The 18,124-nt window shown below is 61.6% G+C and carries 17 protein-coding genes; 5 read left to right on the top strand and 12 right to left on the bottom strand.

The window, feature by feature from the left end; genetic code table 11:
• Positions 1–118 precede the first annotated feature (118 nt).
• Positions 119–364: a zinc-finger domain-containing protein gene (locus tag D5400_RS13310; RefSeq protein WP_126010454.1), complete on the top strand. Its 246-nt coding sequence runs from the start codon at positions 119–121 to the stop codon at positions 362–364.
• A gap of 15 nt (positions 365–379) precedes the next feature.
• A complete protein-coding gene (locus D5400_RS13315) occupies positions 380–1,546 on the top strand; it encodes an FAD-dependent monooxygenase (protein WP_126010455.1) in 1,167 nt (388 codons plus the stop codon).
• A 64-nt stretch (positions 1,547–1,610) separates the two neighbouring features.
• Here D5400_RS13315 and D5400_RS13320 read toward each other — a convergent pair whose 3' ends face one another.
• From D5400_RS13320 to D5400_RS13335, 4 genes are all read right to left on the bottom strand, one after another.
• Positions 1,611–2,399, bottom strand: coding sequence for an amino acid ABC transporter ATP-binding protein (locus D5400_RS13320; protein ID WP_126010456.1), 789 nt, complete (start codon positions 2,397–2,399; stop codon positions 1,611–1,613).
• An 18-nt stretch (positions 2,400–2,417) separates the two neighbouring features.
• On the bottom strand, positions 2,418–3,569 hold the full coding sequence (locus D5400_RS13325; protein ID WP_126010457.1) for an amino acid ABC transporter permease: 1,152 nt from the start codon (positions 3,567–3,569) through the stop codon (positions 2,418–2,420).
• Positions 3,570–3,588: 19 nt separating this feature from the next.
• Entirely contained in the window at positions 3,589–4,788 is a 1,200-nt protein-coding gene (locus D5400_RS13330; protein ID WP_126010458.1) for an amino acid ABC transporter permease, read from the bottom strand.
• A 225-nt stretch (positions 4,789–5,013) separates the two neighbouring features.
• Positions 5,014–6,033: an amino acid ABC transporter substrate-binding protein gene (locus D5400_RS13335; protein WP_126010459.1), complete on the bottom strand. Its 1,020-nt coding sequence runs from the start codon at positions 6,031–6,033 to the stop codon at positions 5,014–5,016.
• 347 nt (positions 6,034–6,380) lie between these two features.
• Between D5400_RS13335 and D5400_RS13340 the strand changes: the two genes are divergently transcribed.
• On the top strand, positions 6,381–7,514 hold the full coding sequence (locus D5400_RS13340; RefSeq protein ID WP_245451557.1) for a cystathionine beta-lyase: 1,134 nt from the start codon (positions 6,381–6,383) through the stop codon (positions 7,512–7,514).
• Between the two features lie 274 nt (positions 7,515–7,788).
• A complete protein-coding gene (locus tag D5400_RS13345) occupies positions 7,789–8,367 on the top strand; it encodes a transglycosylase SLT domain-containing protein (RefSeq protein ID WP_126010461.1) in 579 nt (192 codons plus the stop codon).
• Between the two features lie 77 nt (positions 8,368–8,444).
• Here D5400_RS13345 and D5400_RS13350 read toward each other — a convergent pair whose 3' ends face one another.
• The 8 genes from D5400_RS13350 to tpiA form a co-directional block, all read right to left on the bottom strand.
• Positions 8,445–8,753 (bottom strand): FtsB family cell division protein, encoded by a 309-nt coding sequence (locus tag D5400_RS13350; RefSeq protein WP_126010462.1) that lies wholly within the window; start codon positions 8,751–8,753, stop codon positions 8,445–8,447.
• 107 nt (positions 8,754–8,860) lie between these two features.
• Positions 8,861–10,135, bottom strand: a complete 1,275-nt coding sequence (eno, locus tag D5400_RS13355; protein ID WP_126010463.1) for a phosphopyruvate hydratase — start codon at positions 10,133–10,135, stop codon at positions 8,861–8,863.
• Positions 10,136–10,261: 126 nt separating this feature from the next.
• On the bottom strand, positions 10,262–10,798 hold the full coding sequence (locus D5400_RS13360; protein ID WP_126010464.1) for a DUF992 domain-containing protein: 537 nt from the start codon (positions 10,796–10,798) through the stop codon (positions 10,262–10,264).
• 210 nt (positions 10,799–11,008) lie between these two features.
• Positions 11,009–11,848: a 3-deoxy-8-phosphooctulonate synthase gene (gene kdsA / locus D5400_RS13365; protein WP_126010465.1), complete on the bottom strand. Its 840-nt coding sequence runs from the start codon at positions 11,846–11,848 to the stop codon at positions 11,009–11,011.
• 3 nt (positions 11,849–11,851) lie between these two features.
• Entirely contained in the window at positions 11,852–12,745 is an 894-nt protein-coding gene (locus tag D5400_RS13370) for a VOC family protein (protein ID WP_126010466.1), read from the bottom strand.
• Positions 12,746–12,819: 74 nt separating this feature from the next.
• The gene (locus tag D5400_RS13375) at positions 12,820–14,448 is read right to left on the bottom strand and encodes a CTP synthase (protein ID WP_126010467.1); all 1,629 of its coding nucleotides are present in this window, start codon (positions 14,446–14,448) and stop codon (positions 12,820–12,822) included.
• Between the two features lie 155 nt (positions 14,449–14,603).
• Entirely contained in the window at positions 14,604–15,176 is a 573-nt protein-coding gene (secG, locus tag D5400_RS13380) for a preprotein translocase subunit SecG (RefSeq protein WP_126010468.1), read from the bottom strand.
• A gap of 117 nt (positions 15,177–15,293) precedes the next feature.
• Entirely contained in the window at positions 15,294–16,058 is a 765-nt protein-coding gene (gene tpiA / locus D5400_RS13385; protein WP_126010469.1) for a triose-phosphate isomerase, read from the bottom strand.
• 181 nt (positions 16,059–16,239) lie between these two features.
• On the opposite strand from tpiA, the gene D5400_RS13390 reads away from it, so the two are divergent.
• Positions 16,240–18,111, top strand: a complete 1,872-nt coding sequence (locus D5400_RS13390) for a peptidylprolyl isomerase (RefSeq protein ID WP_245451296.1) — start codon at positions 16,240–16,242, stop codon at positions 18,109–18,111.
• Positions 18,112–18,124 lie beyond the last annotated feature (13 nt).

The raw sequence follows: 18,124 nt of genomic DNA on the forward strand, positions 1-18,124 counted from the left end.
GCCGACCGGAAGACCTTGCGAGACGACAGCCGCGGCTTTCGCGTGAGAAACGGCTACACTTTCGCCGCCGCCCTTTGTATGGTCCGGCGCGCGCAAGAACCGACAAACGGAGTAGAACATGGCTGGCCACGGCATTCCCCACTTTCAGAACGACGATGGACATGCCGTCGTGGAAATCGGGGTGAAGGAATTCATGTGCGTGGGCGCAACGCCGCCTTTCGACCATCCGCACGAGTTCCTGGACATGGGCGACGACAACGAAAAGGTCTGCCCGTACTGCTCGACGCTCTACCGCTACAACCCGGCTCTCGGCGCCACCGAAACACAGCCTGCGGGCTGCAGCTACGACCGCCAGGCCGCCTGAGGCGGCCGCGGCTTCGTGACCCAGCGCCATGCAGCCATTGTCGGAGCCGGCATTGCCGGGCTGACCTCAGCGCTGGCGCTCGCCCGCAAAGGCTTTACCGTCTCCATCTACGAGCAGGCTGTCGAACTGGCTGAAGTTGGCGCCGGTCTTCAGCTCTCGCCGAACGCGACCAGGCTTTTGGACCGGCTCGGCCTTGTCGAAAAGCTCACTGACAAATGGCACGAGCCACCTTCGATCGACCTCGTCTCCGGCCTGTCCGGCCGCCATGTGGCGCAAGTACCGGCCGGCGCGAAGGCGCGTAAACGGTGGGGTGCGCCCTATGCGGTCATTCACCGGGCGGACCTGCAATCGGTTCTGCATCAGGCTGTTCTGGATCACCCCTCGATCGAGTTGCAGCTGGGTGTGCGGATCGAGGGTGCCGGTGTCGAGGCGGTACGTCGTGACATCGAGGCGCGAAGCGGGCGCTTGCCCGATCTGGTGGTCGGCGCCGACGGTGTCTGGTCCAGAATGCGCGCAAGTGCTGGTGGTCCAGCAAAGGCCCCGTTCACCGGGCAGATCGCCTGGCGCATGACCCTGCCGCGCGAGTCGATCGGCTCTCTCTTCGATCCGGACAGGCTCAGCGCCTTCATCGCTCCGCAGACGCATCTCGTCGCCTACCCGCTGAAGTCGCGCGGCACGGTCAATCTCGTGGCCATCACCCACGGCGCGGCGATGGAAGCGAATTGGTCCGGCAACGACGCTGCGCGTCACGAGTTGAGCCAGGCTTTCAGCCGCTGGTCCTCACGGCTGACCGGGCTCTTCGATCGTGCCGAAATGAACGGCCGCTGGCCGATCCATGGATTGTCTGGCCAATACTGGGGCGCCGGGCGCCTGGTGCTGATCGGCGATGCCGCACATGCGATGCCACCATATGCCGCGCAAGGGGCAGCAATGGCGATCGAGGATGCCTATGCCCTGGCCTCCCATGTGGCGGGCGATGATCTCGATGCGGGGATCGCTGCTTTCATCGCCGCCCGGCGTCCACGCATCGACAAGGTTGCCCGACGCGCCGCCTTCAATCGCTTCGCCTACCATGCGCGAGGCCCGATCAGGCTCGGGCGAGATATCGTGCTGGCCCTGCGCAAGCCCGACGATCTGGCGGGCGATTTCGACTGGCTCTACGGCGACCGCTCCATCGAGTGACGGCAGCGATTTTCGGCTCGGTAAGCGGCGCGCATCGTCGAAGGACAATGCGCGCCAACTTTCACTAGTGCAGGATCTGGCTCAGGAAGAGCTTGGTGCGTTCGTGCTGCGGATTGTCGAAGAACTCCGCCGGCGCGTTCTGCTCGACGATCTGTCCCTGGTCCATGAAGATCACGCGGTTGGCGACCTGGCGGGCGAAGCCCATTTCGTGCGTGACGCAGATCATGGTCATGCCTTCTTCGGCAAGGCTCACCATCGTGTCGAGCACTTCCTTGATCATCTCCGGATCGAGCGCGGAAGTGGGCTCATCGAACAGCATGATGCGCGGGTTCATGCAGAGTGACCGTGCGATGGCAACGCGCTGCTGCTGGCCGCCCGACAACTGGCCCGGATATTTGTTTGCCTGCTCGGGGATCTTGACGCGCTCGAGATAGTGCATCGCGATCTCCTCGGCCTTCTTCTTCGGCATCTTGCGAACCCAGATCGGCGCGAGCGTGCAGTTTTCTAGTATCGTCAGGTGCGGGAAGAGATTGAAGTGCTGGAACACCATGCCGACTTCGCGGCGAACTTCGTCGATCTTCTTCAAATCGTTCGTGAGTTCGATGCCGTCGACGACGATCTTGCCCTTCTGGTGCTCTTCCAGACGGTTGATGCAGCGGATCATCGTAGACTTGCCCGATCCTGAAGGACCGGCGACGACGATCCGCTCGCCACGCATGACGCGCAAATTGATATCGCGCAGGACATGGAAATCGCCGTACCACTTGTTCATGCCGACGATATCGATGGCGACATCGGTGTCGGAGACTTTCAACTTGCTCGCGTCGAATTCCTGGGTAGCTGGTTCAGCCATGATGAATGCCCTTCGAGGTTACCGGTGGCTCGTGTCGAGACGGCGCTCCATGTAGAGCGAATATTTCGACATGCCGAAACAGAAAACGAAATAGACCAGTGCGGCAAAGGCGAAGCCTGTGATCGCGGTTTGCGGTGCTGCCCAATTGGGATCGGCGAAATTCAACTGCACGATGCCGAGCAGATCGAAGATACCGATGATCAGAACGAGGCTTGTATCCTTGAACAGGCCGATGAACGTGTTGACGATGCCTGGAATGACCATGGTCAACGCCTGCGGCAGAATGATGAGGCGCATCTTCTGCCAATAGGACAGGCCCATTGCATCGGCCGCCTCATACTGACCCTTGGGAATTGCCTGAAGTCCGCCGCGAATGACTTCGGCCATATAGGCGGATGCGAAGAAGGCTACGCCCACCAGGGCACGCAACAGCTTATCGAATGTCACGCCATCCGGCAGGAACAGCGGTAGCATCACCGACGACATGAACAGGATGGTGATGAGCGGCACGCCGCGCCAGAACTCGATGAAGACGATCGACGCATATTTGACGAATGGCAGATGCGACCGGCGCCCAAGAGCGAGCAACACGCCGAGCGGCAGCGACACGACGATGCCGACGATGGCAACGACGAGCGTCACCAGGAGGCCGCCCCAGAGATCGGTGCGAACCGGCCGCAGACCGAACTGGCCGGTGAGCAGGATGAACGCGATGATCGGAAAGACGACCAGCAGGAAGATCGCATTGAACTTCTTGTACGGAACGGACGGAATGGCCAACGGAACGAGCGAGACAATCAAGAGGATCGCCGTCAGGTCCACGCGCCAGCGCTCGTCGATCGGGTAGCGGCCATACATGAATTGCGCGAATTTGGCATCGACGAAGGCCCAGCAGGCGCCCCGTCCTTCGCCAAGGCAAGCCTCACGGTTCGAGCCATCCCAGACCGCGCTGAAGAAAGCCCAGTTGAGGAGCGGCGGCAGGATCCAGGCCAGGAACAGGGCCATCAGGATCGTCAGGATGGTGTCCTTCGGAGTCGCGAAGAGATTGACCTTGAGCCAGTGGCCAAGCCCGCCTTCGCGTACCGGAGGTGCCTCGCTCTTCAGAAAATCGTTGCGAACAAAAGCCAGCCTCGTGGTGGCGACATCGGTTTCTGCGTGGGTGTCAGACATGATTTTTCCCGCTCGCCAATCAGCGTTCGACCAGCGCGACGCGCGAGTTGAACCAGTTCATGAAGGCCGATGTCAGCAACGACAGCGTCAGGTAGACGATCATGGTGATCGAAATCACTTCCACCGCCTGCCCCGTCTGGTTCGCGACCGTACCCGAGAAGACCGAGACGAGGTCGGGATAGCCGACGGCAATGGCCAGCGACGAATTCTTCGTCAGGTTGAGATACTGGCTGGTCAGCGGTGGGATGATGACGCGCAGCGCCTGCGGAATGATGACGAGCCGCATCGTGGTGTTGGGACGCAGGCCCAGCGAAAACGCCGCCTCGGTCTGGCCCTTGGACACGGCGAGAATACCAGCACGCACGATTTCGGCGATAAATGCCGCCGTATAGAGCGAGAGACCAAGAAGAAGTGCCATGAATTCCGGACGGATCGTGGTGCCGCCGCTGAAGTTGAAGCCCGACAGCTCGGGATATTCTGCCGTGAAAGGAACACCCAAGACGAAGAGCACGACGAGCGGCACACCGATGATCAGGCCCAGCGCAACGCGGATCGTCGGGAAAATCTGGCCGGTGGCCATCTGGCGCTTCTTGGCCCAGCGCGCGATCACGACTGCGACCGCAATGCCGATGGCGATCGAGGCGTAGAAGATTGAGGCGCCAGCCTCCGCGAGATAGTGCGGCATGATCAAGCCGCGATTGTTCAGGAAGACCGAGCTGTTGAACATCTCGATCGAGCCACGCGGCGCCGGCAGCGCCGACAGGACAGCCTTGTACCAGAACAACAGTTGCAACAGCAGCGGTATGTTGCGCAGCGTCTCGACATAGACTTCAGCGACCTTGCGGACGAGGAAGTTCTTGGAAAGCCGCGCAATGCCAACGATGAAACCGAGGATGGTGGCGAAGAAAATGCCGATCGCGGCGACGAAGATCGTATTCGTCAAGCCGACGAAGAAAGCCTGTCGATAGGTGGAATTTGCCGTGTAGGGAATCAGCGACTGGCCGATATCGAAACCCGCACGATTGTTGAGAAATCCGAATCCCGTGGCGATGCCAGCCCGCGCCAGGTTGTTGGCTGCGTTGGTGACACCAGAATAGACCAGATAAATAATGAACAGCGCCAAAAGCACCTGAAAGACGACCCCGCGAATGACAGGATCGTAGAACAGAGATGCGCGTGCAGGCTGCGATGCGCTGGAATCAATCGTCGCAATTGTCATTGTGTCTCGCTTCCCGCTGCTTGCCGGAGGCAACAGGTTTGTCCGAAGACCGACTCTTCAGCGTTTCGACCTTGCTCGACGCAATCGTCGCCAGGTTGATCCACCAATACAAACACAGGACGTGAAGCAGGCTGCACTCTCATCGTACAGACCCACAACCCTATCCTGATGCCAAAAGCGGTTCCGCGGCTTTGATACCGCGGAACCGCTGAGCTGGTTCCGGTCTTAGCGGATCGGCATGCCGTACTGCAGGCCGCCATCCGTGTAGAGCGCGTTCAGACCACGCTCGATCTGGAGCGGGGAGTCCGCACCGACGTTGCGCTCGAAGACTTCGCCGTAATTGCCGACGTGGCGGACAATCTTGACGAGCCAATCGTTCTCGAGGCCCATGTCGGCGCCGAACGTGCCGTCACCACCAAGCGCGCGACGAACGTCTGGGTTTTCCGAAGCAAGCATTTCCTCGAGATTTTCGGAGGAGATGCCGAGCTCTTCAGCGTAGACCAGGCCGTAATAGACCCACTTGGCAATACCGAACCACTGGTCGTCACCGCGACGAACGGCAGGTCCGAGCGGCTCTTTCGAGATCAGCTCTGGCAGAACGACGTGGTCATCCGGATTGTCGAGCGTCAGACGGATCGCATAGAGGCCCGAGCTGTCGGTCGTGTAGACATCGCAACGGCCTGCATTGTAGGCGGCGTTGACCTCTTCCAGGCCTTCGAAGACAACCGGATTGTATTCCATGTTGTTGGCGCTGAAGTAGTCGGTCAGGTTGAGCTCGGTCGTGGTACCGGACTGAACGCAGACAGATGCGCCCGACAGCTGCAGGGCGGAATCGACGTTGAGTTCGGCAGGAACCATGAAGCCCTGACCATCGTAGAAGGTCACGCCGACGAAGTTCAGGCCGAGAGCCGTGTCGCGGCTCATGGTCCAGGTCGTGTTGCGCGAAAGCACGTCGATTTCGCCCGACTGCAGCGCCGTGAAGCGCTCGACGGCGGACAGCGGCGAGAAGCGGACAGCTGCCGGGTCATCGAAAATCGCAGCGGCCATTGCGCGGCAGAAGTCGACGTCGAGGCCGGTCCATTCACCAGCGTCGTCGGTGTTGGAAAAACCAGCCAGACCCGTGGAAACGCCGCACTGGATGTAGCCCTTGGCTTTCACGGCCTCCAGCGTCTGCGCCGAAGCTGCATGCGCGCCCAAGGTCAGGGCGGCTGCGCCAGCCACGGCCGACAGAATGATCTTTGTCATCGTTATACCTTTTGATTGTTGCCCTCTGCACTCCCCAACCCCGACTGCCGACCATTCGAAGCGCTTTGATCGCTAACCCCAGCCACAGATCGAATTTGGGAATGCCATCACATTCCGAAACAGCGGAGGGGTCAAGACCTGTTGTGCAGAAATAGGAGGCAGTGATTTTCTTTAGGCGCCTGTTTTAGGAGCAACTCGCGCGAATGTGTGCAAATGCCAGTTCGCCATTGGTTTTCCGCCACGGCCTGAATAGTGTGGCGCCCGATTTGGGCTGGCAAACCGGCGACAGGGATAAAGACGTGACAACCAACGACAAAAGCCACGGCATCAACACCCGGCTCGCGCATATGGGCAACGACCCAAGAGACTTCTTCGGTTTCGTCAATCCACCGGTTGTTCGCGCGTCCACCGTGCTGTTCCCAAACGCGGATCGCATGGAGCGCCGCGACCAGCAATATACCTACGGAACCAAGGGCACGCCGACCACGGACGCGTTGGCAGCTGCTATCGATGAGCTTGAAGGGTCGGCGGGTACCATTCTTGTGCCGTCCGGCCTCGCCGCGGTCAGCATTCCACTGCTCGGATTCCTTTCGGCGGGCGACCACGTTCTGATCGTCGATTCCGTCTATTTCCCGACCCGGCATTTCGCCGACACGATGCTCAGGCGGCTCGGCGTCGAGGTGGAGTATTACGATCCGGCGCTCGGCGCAGATATCGCGACCGTCATGAAGTCGAACACCAAAGTGGTGCTGACGGAATCGCCCGGTTCGAACACCTTCGAAATGCAGGACATTCCGGCGATCGCCAAAGCGGCGCATGCGGCTGGCGCCATCGTAATGATGGACAACACATGGGCAACGCCCCTCTTCTTCCGTCCGCTGGATTTCGGCGTCGACATCTCGATCCATGCGGCGACCAAATATCCGAGCGGACATTCCGACGTGCTGCTCGGTACAGTTTCCGCCAATGAGCGCTGCTTCCCGCAACTGAAGGACACGCTGTTCGCCATGGGCGTCTGCGCCGCTCCGGACGATTGCTACACCATCCTGCGCGGCTTGCGCACGATGGGCGTGCGCCTCGAGCGTCACCAGAAAACCGCCCTTGCCCTCGCGGAAGGCCTGGAGGGCAAGGCCGGCGTCGCGCGTGTGCTCCACCCGGCGCTTCCGAGTTTTCCCGGACATGATCTCTGGAAGCGCGATTTCTGTGGGGCCAGCGGGCTCTTCTCAATTGTGCTCGATTGCCCCGACGCACATCAGCACAAAGCAAAGGCGCATGCATTTCTCGATGCGCTTCGGATCTTCGGCCTCGGCTATTCCTGGGGTGGCTATGAAAGCCTTGCCGTCATCGCCAATCTGTCCGACCGCACCGTGGCGAAGGCGCCTAAGGAGGGGCCTGTCATCCGTCTGCAGATCGGCCTAGAGGACACCGCAGATTTGATGGCTGACATCGAGCGGGGCTTGGCGGCAGCGGCTAGCGCATGATTCTGTGCGAAATTCACCGCAAATAAGCCCTCTGTTCAGCGGAACTGCATGCGCCCTTCCTGCATTAAGCGGCGACAACCAGAGCGCTGAAGGAGCGGGCCTATGAAAAAACTGATCTACGCATTCATCTTCAAGAAGGCGCTCGAGTATTTTCGGCGCAAGCGCGCGCGGCCGGGTCCCCGGTCGTAGCGTGAATCGTCTTCAACAGGCATCGTTAACGGGATCCTTACAATTTTAAGCAATGACTCGTGCTTGATTGCATGAGGTTATTGTTATGCGTGCCATGCTACTCATCGCCATGCTGGTTCTTGCCGGCTGCGCGAGCCCTCCAACGCAGACGAACAATGTTTGTGCGGTATTCGACCAGCGCGACGGTTTGGTCGGAAACTGGTATCGGCAGGCCAAGGCCGCCGAGCGGCAATATGGTGTCCCCGTCCCTATCCTGATGGCCACCATCAACACAGAATCAAGCTTCAGAGCCCGTGCTCGCCCGCCGCGCAAATGGCATCTCGGTATTATTCCAGGAAAACGCGCCTCCACCGCCTATGGCTATTCGCAGGCGCTTGACGGCACGTGGGCGGAATATCAGGCCAAGACCGGCCGCTGGTCGGCACGGCGGACGAATTTCGGCGACGCCGTGACGTTCGTTGCCTGGTACCACCATCAGAGCCACCAGCGGAACGGCATCGCGCTCAACGACATGCGTAACCTCTATCTCGCCTATTATTCCGGCCATGGCGGCTACTCCCGCGGCTCATGGCGCAACAGTTCGATCGCTTTGCGCGGTGCGGACCGTGCAGCGGAAATGGCACAGACCTACGCCAACCAGATGCGCGCCTGCGGTCGCGCGTGACGCCATCCCAAATAACCGGCACAAAAAAGGGCGCTCATGGAGCGCCCTTTTCTTTCATGCGGATGAGCCTCTGACGATCAGCGGTAGATGACGATTTCGTCCGGGCGCGCGACGTTCAGGAGATCCCGCGCGCGCTCGTCGAGCATGTCGCGCTCGAGCGTCGTGTTGTCGAGGAGTGCGACGCGCTTTTCCAGCGCCTCGCGTTCGGCAACGATCTCGGTCAACTGCGCCCGCAACTCCATGGCGCGGTGCTCCAGATGCATCTTGGCATTGAGGCCATAAGCACCATGAACCGCATGGAAGCCGAAATAGGCAAAGAACGAGACCGCAACGGCTGGAATGATCAGCCGTGAAAGCTTCGAATTTCTCTTCTGTCGTGTCGACATGAACGCGCTACCCATAGCCCCGCAGGGCAACTGACGACGTTCATAGTCTTGGCACGATCATGCTTAAGAGACGGTTAGCACCGCCCTTAAGCATGTGCTTCAGAGGCTCAGCCGCGCAGGATATCGCGGCCCGCATAAATCGCCTGCGCGCCCAGCTCTTCCTCGATGCGGATCAGCTGGTTGTATTTCGCAAGCCGGTCGGAACGGGCAAGCGAGCCCGTCTTGATCTGTCCGCAGTTTGTGGCAACGGCCAAGTCGGCGATGGTCGAATCTTCCGTTTCGCCTGACCGGTGGGACATGACGGCCGTGTAGTTGGCACGATGCGCCATCGACACGGCGTTGAGGGTTTCCGTCAGCGTACCGATCTGGTTGACCTTGACGAGGATGGAGTTTGCGACGCCCATCTTGATGCCGTCGCGCAAGCGCGCCGAATTGGTGACGAAGAGATCGTCGCCGACGAGCTGACACTTGCTGCCGACCTTGTCGGTCAGGGCCTTCCAGCCGTCCCAGTCGTCTTCCGCCATGCCGTCCTCGATCGAGGCGATCGGGTATTTGCCGACGAGTTCCGCGAGATAATCGGCCATCGCCTCGGGCTCGAGTGTCCGGCCTTCGCCTTCCAGCACGTATTTTCCGTCCTTGAAGAACTCGGTCGAGGCGCAATCGAGCGCGAGGTACATGTCCTCGCCTGGGCGATAACCGGCCTTCTCAATCGACTTCATGATGAAATCGAGGGCAGCCGGGGCGCTTTCGATGTTCGGGGCAAAGCCACCCTCGTCACCGACATTGGTGTTGTGGCCGTTCGCGGACAGCTCTTTCTTCAGCGTGTGGAAGACTTCGGCGCCCATGCGCACCGCGTCGCGCAGCGATTCGGCGCCGACGGGCATGATCATGAATTCCTGGAAGTCGATCGGGTTGTCGGCGTGTTCGCCGCCATTGATGATGTTCATCATCGGCACCGGCAGCACATGGGCATGAACGCCGCCGACATAGCGGTAGAGCGGCAGCGTGTTGGCTTCTGCCGCGGCCTTGGCGACGGCGAGCGAGACACCGAGAATCGCGTTGGCGCCGAGGCGCGACTTGTTCGGCGTGCCGTCGAGCTCGATCATCAGTTCGTCGATGTGAATCTGGTTTTCGGCTTCAAGACCGGACAACGCGTCGAAGACCTCGCCATTGACCGATTCGACCGCCTGCTCCACGCCCTTGCCGAGGTAGCGCTCACCGCCGTCACGCAATTCGACGGCCTCATGGGCACCTGTGGAAGCGCCGGAGGGAACCGCCGCCCGGCCCATCGAACCATCTTCGAGGATCACATCCACCTCGACGGTGGGATTGCCCCGGCTGTCGAGAATTTCACGTCCGATGATGTCGACGATGGCGGTCATTGCGGCGTCCTTTCAGAGGGAAGACCAAAGGAGGGTGTCCGCGCGCCGTCTTAATGGATGGGTTGAAAAAGGCAATGGAGACGGGCCTTCGCGAACAGTGCTCGCGAAGGCCTATCAGTGATCTGGTCAGTTGACCGGGTTGAGCGTCATCGACGTGCCAGCAGCGGCGACGTTGAGGCCGAGCTGGCCGGTAACGCTGACGGTCTGCAGCTGGACGGAACCGGAGGTCCCGCCGACGAGCACGTTGGTGCCGACGCCTGCGCCGACCGTGGCCTCGGCCGTGAGACCCTTATAGAGCCCACCGAGCGAACCCTGGTGATAGCCGGCAGTCGGGGCCACGACGGCCCAGATCATGCGCTGGTTGGTCGTGAAGCCGAGATCTACGCCGAGCTTGCGGATCGTTCCTGTATAGGCATCCGTCGGGGCTGCACCGGCAGCCGGGCGGAATACGCAATCGACCGACTTGGCCGAACCGAGCACGTAGCCCACACCGCTGCCGATGCCGCAATCGAGGTAGCCGACGCGGACGCCATCACGCGGGCCGGCATCCTGATAAACGACCGGAGCTGGCTGATAGACCGGGGCGATGTCGGCCGCATGAGCGATCGAGCCGCCTGCGAGCGCGACTGATCCCAGCACTGCGCTGGCGATTATTTTTTTCATTGACGTCTCCTTTATGGGAAGCGCCGGCCAAGGGAATGGGAAGTTCCCGGCCGGCACCTGACCACGAAACGCACAATTAACGATTATGATCCCGGCAATATTTTGATCGTCTAAAGTGATTTCGCTTATCTGCGACGCTCAATCCGTTCAGGTTTTTGATTGGTGGCGTTTCCGAACGGTGAACCGGTATCCACTTCACCTGGAAACGCTCTAATGCTGTGCCCGTTTGGCCACGGCATCGAAGGCCATCAAGGTTTCAAGAAGGCGCCGCATGTCCTTGATCGGCACCATGTTCGGGCCGTCAGACGGAGCGTTGTCCGGGTCCTCATGCGTCTCGATGAAGACGCCGGCGACGCCGACTGCGACGGCGGCGCGTGCCAGCGTTTCCACGAATTCGCGCTGGCCACCCGATGAGCCACCCTGCCCGCCCGGCTGCTGCACCGAATGCGTTGCGTCAAAGACGACCGGCGCGCCGAGCGAGGCCATGATGGGCAATGAACGCATATCGGAAACAAGCGTGTTGTAGCCGAAGGAAGCGCCGCGCTCGGTCAATAGGACGTTCGGATTGCCGCTCTCCGTCACCTTGGCGAGCACATTCTTCATGTCCCAGGGCGCGAGGAACTGGCCCTTCTTGATGTTGACGACACGGCCGGTGTTGGCAGCCGCGATTAGCAGGTCCGTCTGGCGGCACAGGAAGGCCGGGATCTGCAGGATATCGACCACTTCGCCGACGACGGCGCACTGCTCTTCGGTGTGAACGTCGGTCAAAACGGGAAGATCGAATTCACGCTTGATGTCGGCAAACACTTCGAGGCTCTTTTCCAGCCCGATGCCGCGCTTGCCGCTGAGCGACGTGCGGTTGGCCTTGTCGAAGGATGACTTATAGACGAGGCCGATGCCCAGTTCCGTGCAGAGCGTCTTCAGCTGCCCAGCCAGTTCGAAGGCATGGTCGCGGCTTTCCATCTGGCATGGGCCTGCGATAAGGCTGAGCGGGCCAGCATTGTCGAACGCGACCTTGCCGGCGTTCACGATGTTCGCGGGACTTGCCATGGCTTACGCCTCCTCGAAGATGAAGATCGCACCCTGCCCGGCCGCGCGGTCGACGATCAGCCGGTTGCCGGATGTGCGGGTTGCGATGCCGGACCGGGCGACATGCGCCTGGCATGCGGAGAGATCCGCAACGGTGAAAATGATCGCGGTGAGGTGGATGCCGCGCTCGCGGCCTTCGACTTTTGCGCCGAAATAGGCTTCGAGCCCCGCCGGCGTCAGAATGGTAAGCCGTGCATTGGCGGCATCGGCGGAAATTCCAAAGGAATGCGCATCGACGTCGCGCGTGCCGGCGATTTCCTGCAGCAGATACTGAAAATCGGAGGGATTTTCCTCGACCGCGATAATCTCGCGTATGCCGACCACGCCGTTGGCATGGGTCTCCAGCGCCGTGCGGTCCACAGCTGGCACGTTGATGCGCTGGCAGGTGAAGAAATAGGCATCCGGCGCACGCGGATCGGCCGCGAAGGCAAGCTTGAACGCCGCCTCGCCTTCCTCACCGGCCGGTGTCTTGAACTTGCGCGAGAAGCTGAGCATCCGCCCGGCAGACAGCCCGGCTTCGGCAAACGCGGCATCGTCGCGATCGGCGTCTTCGCTGCCCATCACGATGGCGGAGAAGCCGTCCTGTCCGCGGCGGAACCTGTAGGCCTGGTCGCGGCCGACAAAGACGTTGCCGACGCGCGCCTCACGCTCGGCGATCTCGCGGTCGGCGACGCCCAGAGGCTCGAGGAATGTGCCGCCCTTGAAAAAGACGCAGGCGTTTTCGGTGCCGAAAGGGTGCTCACCACGCGGCGCGACCGTGAAGCCAAGCGCCTCGTAGCGGCTGCGCGCCGTTGCGAGATCGGAAACGGGAAGGACCAGATGGTCGAGCGGACGGGTGGTTTGCGAAGATGCGATCATGGCCGGGCTTCTAGCGCCCGGACCCGATCGTGGCAACGGTCAAGACAGCGCGTCCCGCCGTCGCCCACACGCGTCTAGAACAGCCGGCTCTGCTCGACGGCCGCTTCGATGAAGCTGGCGAAAAGCGGATGCGGTTCCAGCGGGCGGCTCTTCAGCTCCGGATGGTACTGCACGCCGATGAACCACGGATGATCCGCATATTCGATCGTTTCCGGCAGAACACCGTCCGGAGACATGCCGGAGAATGTCAGGCCGCAATTTTCGAGCTGGTCCTTGTAGTCGACATTGACCTCGTAACGGTGACGGTGACGCTCCGAAATTTCGTTCGCGCCGTAAATTTCGGCAATCTTCGTGCCGGGCTTCAGATGCGCGACGTAGGCGCCGAGACGCATCGTGCCGCCGAGATCGCCGGCCGCAGAGCGTTTCTCCAGCATGTTGCCCTTCAGCCATTCGGTCATCAGGCCGATGACCGGCTCTTTTGCAGGTCCGAATTCGGTCGAGGATGCCTTGTCTATACCGGCCAGCGACCGGGCTGCTTCGAGGACAGCCATCTGCATGCCGAAGCAGATGCCGAAATAGGGCACCTTGCGCTCGCGGGCGAAGCGCGCCGCGAAGATCTTGCCTTCCGAACCGCGCTCGCCGAAACCGCCGGGCACGAGGATGCCGTGTACTTTCTCAAGCCAGGGCGACGGGTCTTCCTTCTCGAAGATCTCCGATTCGATCCATTCGAGATTGACCTTGACGCGGTTGGCGATGCCGCCGTGATAAAGCGCTTCGATCAGCGACTTATAGGCATCCTTCAGGCCGGTGTATTTGCCGACCACCGCGATCGTCACTTCGCCTTCCGGCGTGCGGATGCGGTGGGCGACGTCTTCCCAGCGCTCCAGGCGCGGCTTCGGAGCCGGCTCGATTCCGAAGGCCGCCAGCACTTCGCTGTCGAGGCCTTCCTTGTGGTAAGCCATCGGCACGTCGTAGATCGAGGCAACGTCGAGTGCCTGGATGACGGCGGATGGCCGGACATTGCAAAAGAGCGACAGCTTGCGGCGCTCATCGACCGGAATATCACGGTCGGCGCGCACGAGAAGGATGTCCGGCGCGATGCCGAGCGCCTGCAGTTCCTTGACCGAATGCTGCGTCGGCTTTGTTTTGAGTTCGCCGGCGGCCGCGATGAACGGCATCAAGGTCAGGTGGACATAGATGGCATTGCTGCGCGGCAGGTCATTACCGAGCTGACGGATCGCCTCGACGAAGGGCATCGCCTCGATATCGCCGACGGTGCCGCCGATTTCGCAGAGCACGAAATCATAGTCTTCGTTGCCTTCCAGCACGAAATTCTTGATCTCGTTTGTGACGTGAGGAATGACCTGGACGGTTGCGCCCAGATAGTCGCCGCGCCGTTCCTTATCGATGATGTTCTTGTAGATGCGCCCGGTCGTGATGTTGTCCGACTGCATGGCGGAGCGGCCCGTGAAGCGCTCGTAGTGCCCAAGATCGAGATCAGTCTCGGCGCCATCGTCCGTCACGAACACTTCGCCGTGCTGCGTCGGGCTCATCGTGCCCGGATCGACGTTGAGATAGGGATCGAGCTTCTTCAGCCGCACGCGGTAACCGCGTGCCTGGAGGAGTGCACCGAGAGCTGCGGATGCGATGCCCTTGCCGAGGGAGGAGACCACGCCGCCTGTGATGAAAACATATCGCGCCATGGGCTTACCTCGTTAGTCTCTCACCTGCGATTCCACCAGCCGAAAGTGCAGACCGGGAACCAATTTCTGTGGACTGCTGCCTGCGTCGGGCACCATTCCGCACAAAAAAATGCGGCGCCAGACCGGGCGCCGCATCCTGCATATCGTGGCCGTTCTTACTGGCCGGTCGGGACCGAATTTGGTGCCGGTGCGTCTCCTGCGGCTGGCGCAGCGTCGGTGTTTGACGGCGCAGCCGGGGCGTCTTCGCCTGTTGTGGGCGCGTCGTCGATCGCGGCAGGTGCGTCAACATCCGGTGCATCGGACGACGGTGCGTCGTCAACCGGCGCATCCGCCGCGGGCACGTCGGTCTGCGGTGCGGGCTCGCTCGACGGCAAGGACGGGATATCGCTCTCGCCATCCGGCGCGGTTTCAGTTTCAGGAGCCGGGCCGCCCAATTGGTCCAGGATGCCGGCGCCGGCGCCTTCCGTCTGGCCTTCGATTCGATCGAGAATGCTCGAGGGTCCCTGCTCGTAGCGGGCAAGGATGCCGAGCGTCAGCGACGTGACGAAGAAAGCCAAAGCAAGGATGCCGGTGATCCGCGTCAGCGCATTGCCCGAAGACCGCGACGCCATCATGTTGCCGCCACCGCCGCCAATCCCCAGGCCGCCCCCTTCGGAACGTTGGACAAGCACGACCGCGACGAGCGCGAGCACGATCATGAGATGGATGACGATCAAGACGGTCTGCATATTGGGGGTCCTGCCAAAAGGCGGCAATGGTCGGAAAATCAGCGGCCCCTCTACACGAGAGCTGCTGCATTTCCAACCCCGAAGCCATCATTTCGAGCGCATGGGAATGATGCGCGGTCAGATATCGTTGTACGCGGCACAGATGGCGAGGAAATCATCGGCTTTCAAGCTCGCGCCGCCGACCAGCGCGCCATCGACATTGTGAACGGCCATCAGTTCACGCGCATTCGATGGCTTGACCGAGCCGCCATAGAGAATGCGCATCGCGGCGCCCTCGTCGTCGAAGCGGCCGACGAGCGTCTCACGAATGAAAGCGTGCGCCTCGGCCACATCATCGGCCGTCGGCGTCAGGCCGGTTCCGATGGCCCAGACGGGCTCATAGGCGATGATCGTCATCTCCGCCTCGGCCCCATCCGGCACCGAACCGACCAGTTGACGGCCAAGCACGGCCAGCGTCTCGCCCGACTTCCGCTCCGCTTCCGTCTCACCGATGCAGATGATGGCCACCAGGCCGGCGTCCCAAGCGGCTTCTGCCTTGCGCGCCACCGTTGCATCGTCCTCGCCGTGGTCCGCACGGCGTTCCGAATGGCCGACGATCACATGCGTCGCCAGGCAATCGGCAATCATTTCGGCGGAGATGTCGCCGGTGTGCGCACCGGCAGCATTCCAGTGGCAATCCTGTGCGCCGATGGCAAGTTCGCTGTCTTCGGCAAGCGCAGTGGCCACGTAGACGAGCGTCGCCGGCGGGCAGATGAGGGTATCGATCATCTCCAGCGAAGGGGTAACCACGCCGTCGATGATCGCCTTCAGCTCGCCGAGATTGTCGCGAAGGCCGTTCATCTTCCAATTGCCGGCCACGAGTGGCCTGATGCCGGGTGTCATTGTGCGCGTCCACCTTCTTCAACTTTATTCGGTGGCCGTAGCTACCAGACTGGCCTCGAAAATCAAACGAAGGCATGGGCAGAAGCGCCCACGATCCGGCATTTACGTGCCGCATCAACGCGGTTAGAACAGCGCGCATCCGCGTGAAAGCAAGAGGACGAACGGGTAAGACATGCTGACAATGCTGCGAAGGGGCGCCCAGACCTGGGTCGCCAAAGGCCTGTTCTTCCTGCTCGTCGCGTCCTTCGCGGTCTGGGGCGTCAGCGGATCGATGTTCTCGGGCGGTGGCGACACCGTCGTTTCGGTCGGCGAAACCGAAGTGTCGGCGCTTGAATTCCGGCTTGCCTATGATCGCCAGCTCTCCCTGCTCTCGCAGCAGTTCGGCACCCGCATCACGACGGAACAGGCACGCGCCTTCGGCATCGAGAATCAGGTCTATTCGCAGCTGGTCGCCGGCGCCGCGCTCGACGAGCAGGCGCGCAACATGCAGCTCGGGCTGTCGGAGGACCGACTGGCTGGTCTCATCGCGGCGGATCCGGCCTTTCAGGGCATCAATGGTCAGTTCAGCCGCCAGAACTTTGCCGCCGTGCTGCGCAATGTCGGCATGAGCGAGGACGACTATATCCGCAATCGACAGCAGGTCGCCGTCCGCACGCAGGTCGTTGAAGCCCTGGCGGACGGTTTCGAACTGCCCGATACATTGCTCGACGCCTTCGGCCGCCATCGCGCCGAGACTCGTACCGTCGATTACCTGATCGTCGACGAGAGCATGATCGATCCGATCGGTGAACCGTCGGATGAAGAGCTTGCCGCCTATTTCGAAGACAATGGCAGCCGGTTTACCGCGCCGGAATATCGCAGCATTGCCTATGTGACGCTGACGGCGAGCGACATCGCCGACCCGGACGGCATCGATGCCGAAGTGGTCCGTGCCGAGTTCGACAACAATGCCGACCGCTACACGAGCGTTGAGCGGCGCACGCTGGATCAGCTCGTCTTCCCGAACCGCGAGGCAGCGGAAGCCGCAGCCGTGGCGCTGGCAGAAGGGACTTCATTCGATGACGTGGTCGCCGAAGCCGGCCGCACTGCTGCCGATGTGCGCATCGGCACGTTCGCGCGGAACCAGATGACGAACGCGGCGCTGGCGGAAGCGGCATTCGCCGTGGACGAAGCGGGTGGTGTTACCGACGTCGTGGACGGTCCCTTTGGCCCGGTCATTATGCGCGTTGCCGCGATCGAGGGTGGCGAGGAGACGGCATTCGAAGACGTCGAAGCGCAGATCCGCGAGGATCTCGCCATGGCGGAAGCGGCGCAGACGCTGTTCGATGTCTTCAACGCCTATGAAGACGCCCGCGCCGGCGGCCTGTCGGTGCAGGATGCCGCGCGCGAGCAACAGCTGACACCGGTTGTGATCGAAGCGGTCGACCGCTCGGGTCGCACACCCGAAGGCGACGTGCTGAGCGACCTGCCACAGTCGCGCGATCTTTTGGCCCAGGCCTTCGACACCGACATCGGTATCGAGACACAGCCGATCAATCTCGGCTCCGACGGCTATCTCTTCTTCGAGGTCCTGGACATCGAAGAGGCACGCGACCGCACGCTGGACGAAGTGCGTGACGACGTGGTCGCCGACTGGCAAGCGGATCAACGCGCCGCAGCGCTCGCTGCACGCGCCGAAGAGCTTCGCGCTTCTGCAGCCGACGGCACGCCTCTTGCCGAGATCGCAACGGAACTTGGGGCGACTGTGCGCACCGAATACAATCTGCAGCGCGACAGCGAGAACGCCACCTTCGGGCCAGAGGCCATCGCGGCAGCCTTTGCGGGCCCCGGTGGGCACGTGGCAACCGCGCCGGCCGCGAATGGCGCCGGCGAGATCGTCATGCGCGTCAACGAAGTGGCGATCTCCGCATCGAACGCGATCTCCGATCAGGAGCGCGCCGCCATCGCCCGCAGCGGCGGCGATGACCTGCTCGATCAGCTCGTGACCCGCCTGCAGGCGGAATATCCGGTGCGGATCAACCAGCAGCTCGGCACGCAGGCGCTCGGTTTCTAAAGACGGGACATCG

Origin of the sequence: Georhizobium profundi (assembly GCF_003952725.1) — a bacterium.
Taxonomy (GTDB): domain Bacteria; phylum Pseudomonadota; class Alphaproteobacteria; order Rhizobiales; family Rhizobiaceae; genus Georhizobium; species Georhizobium profundi.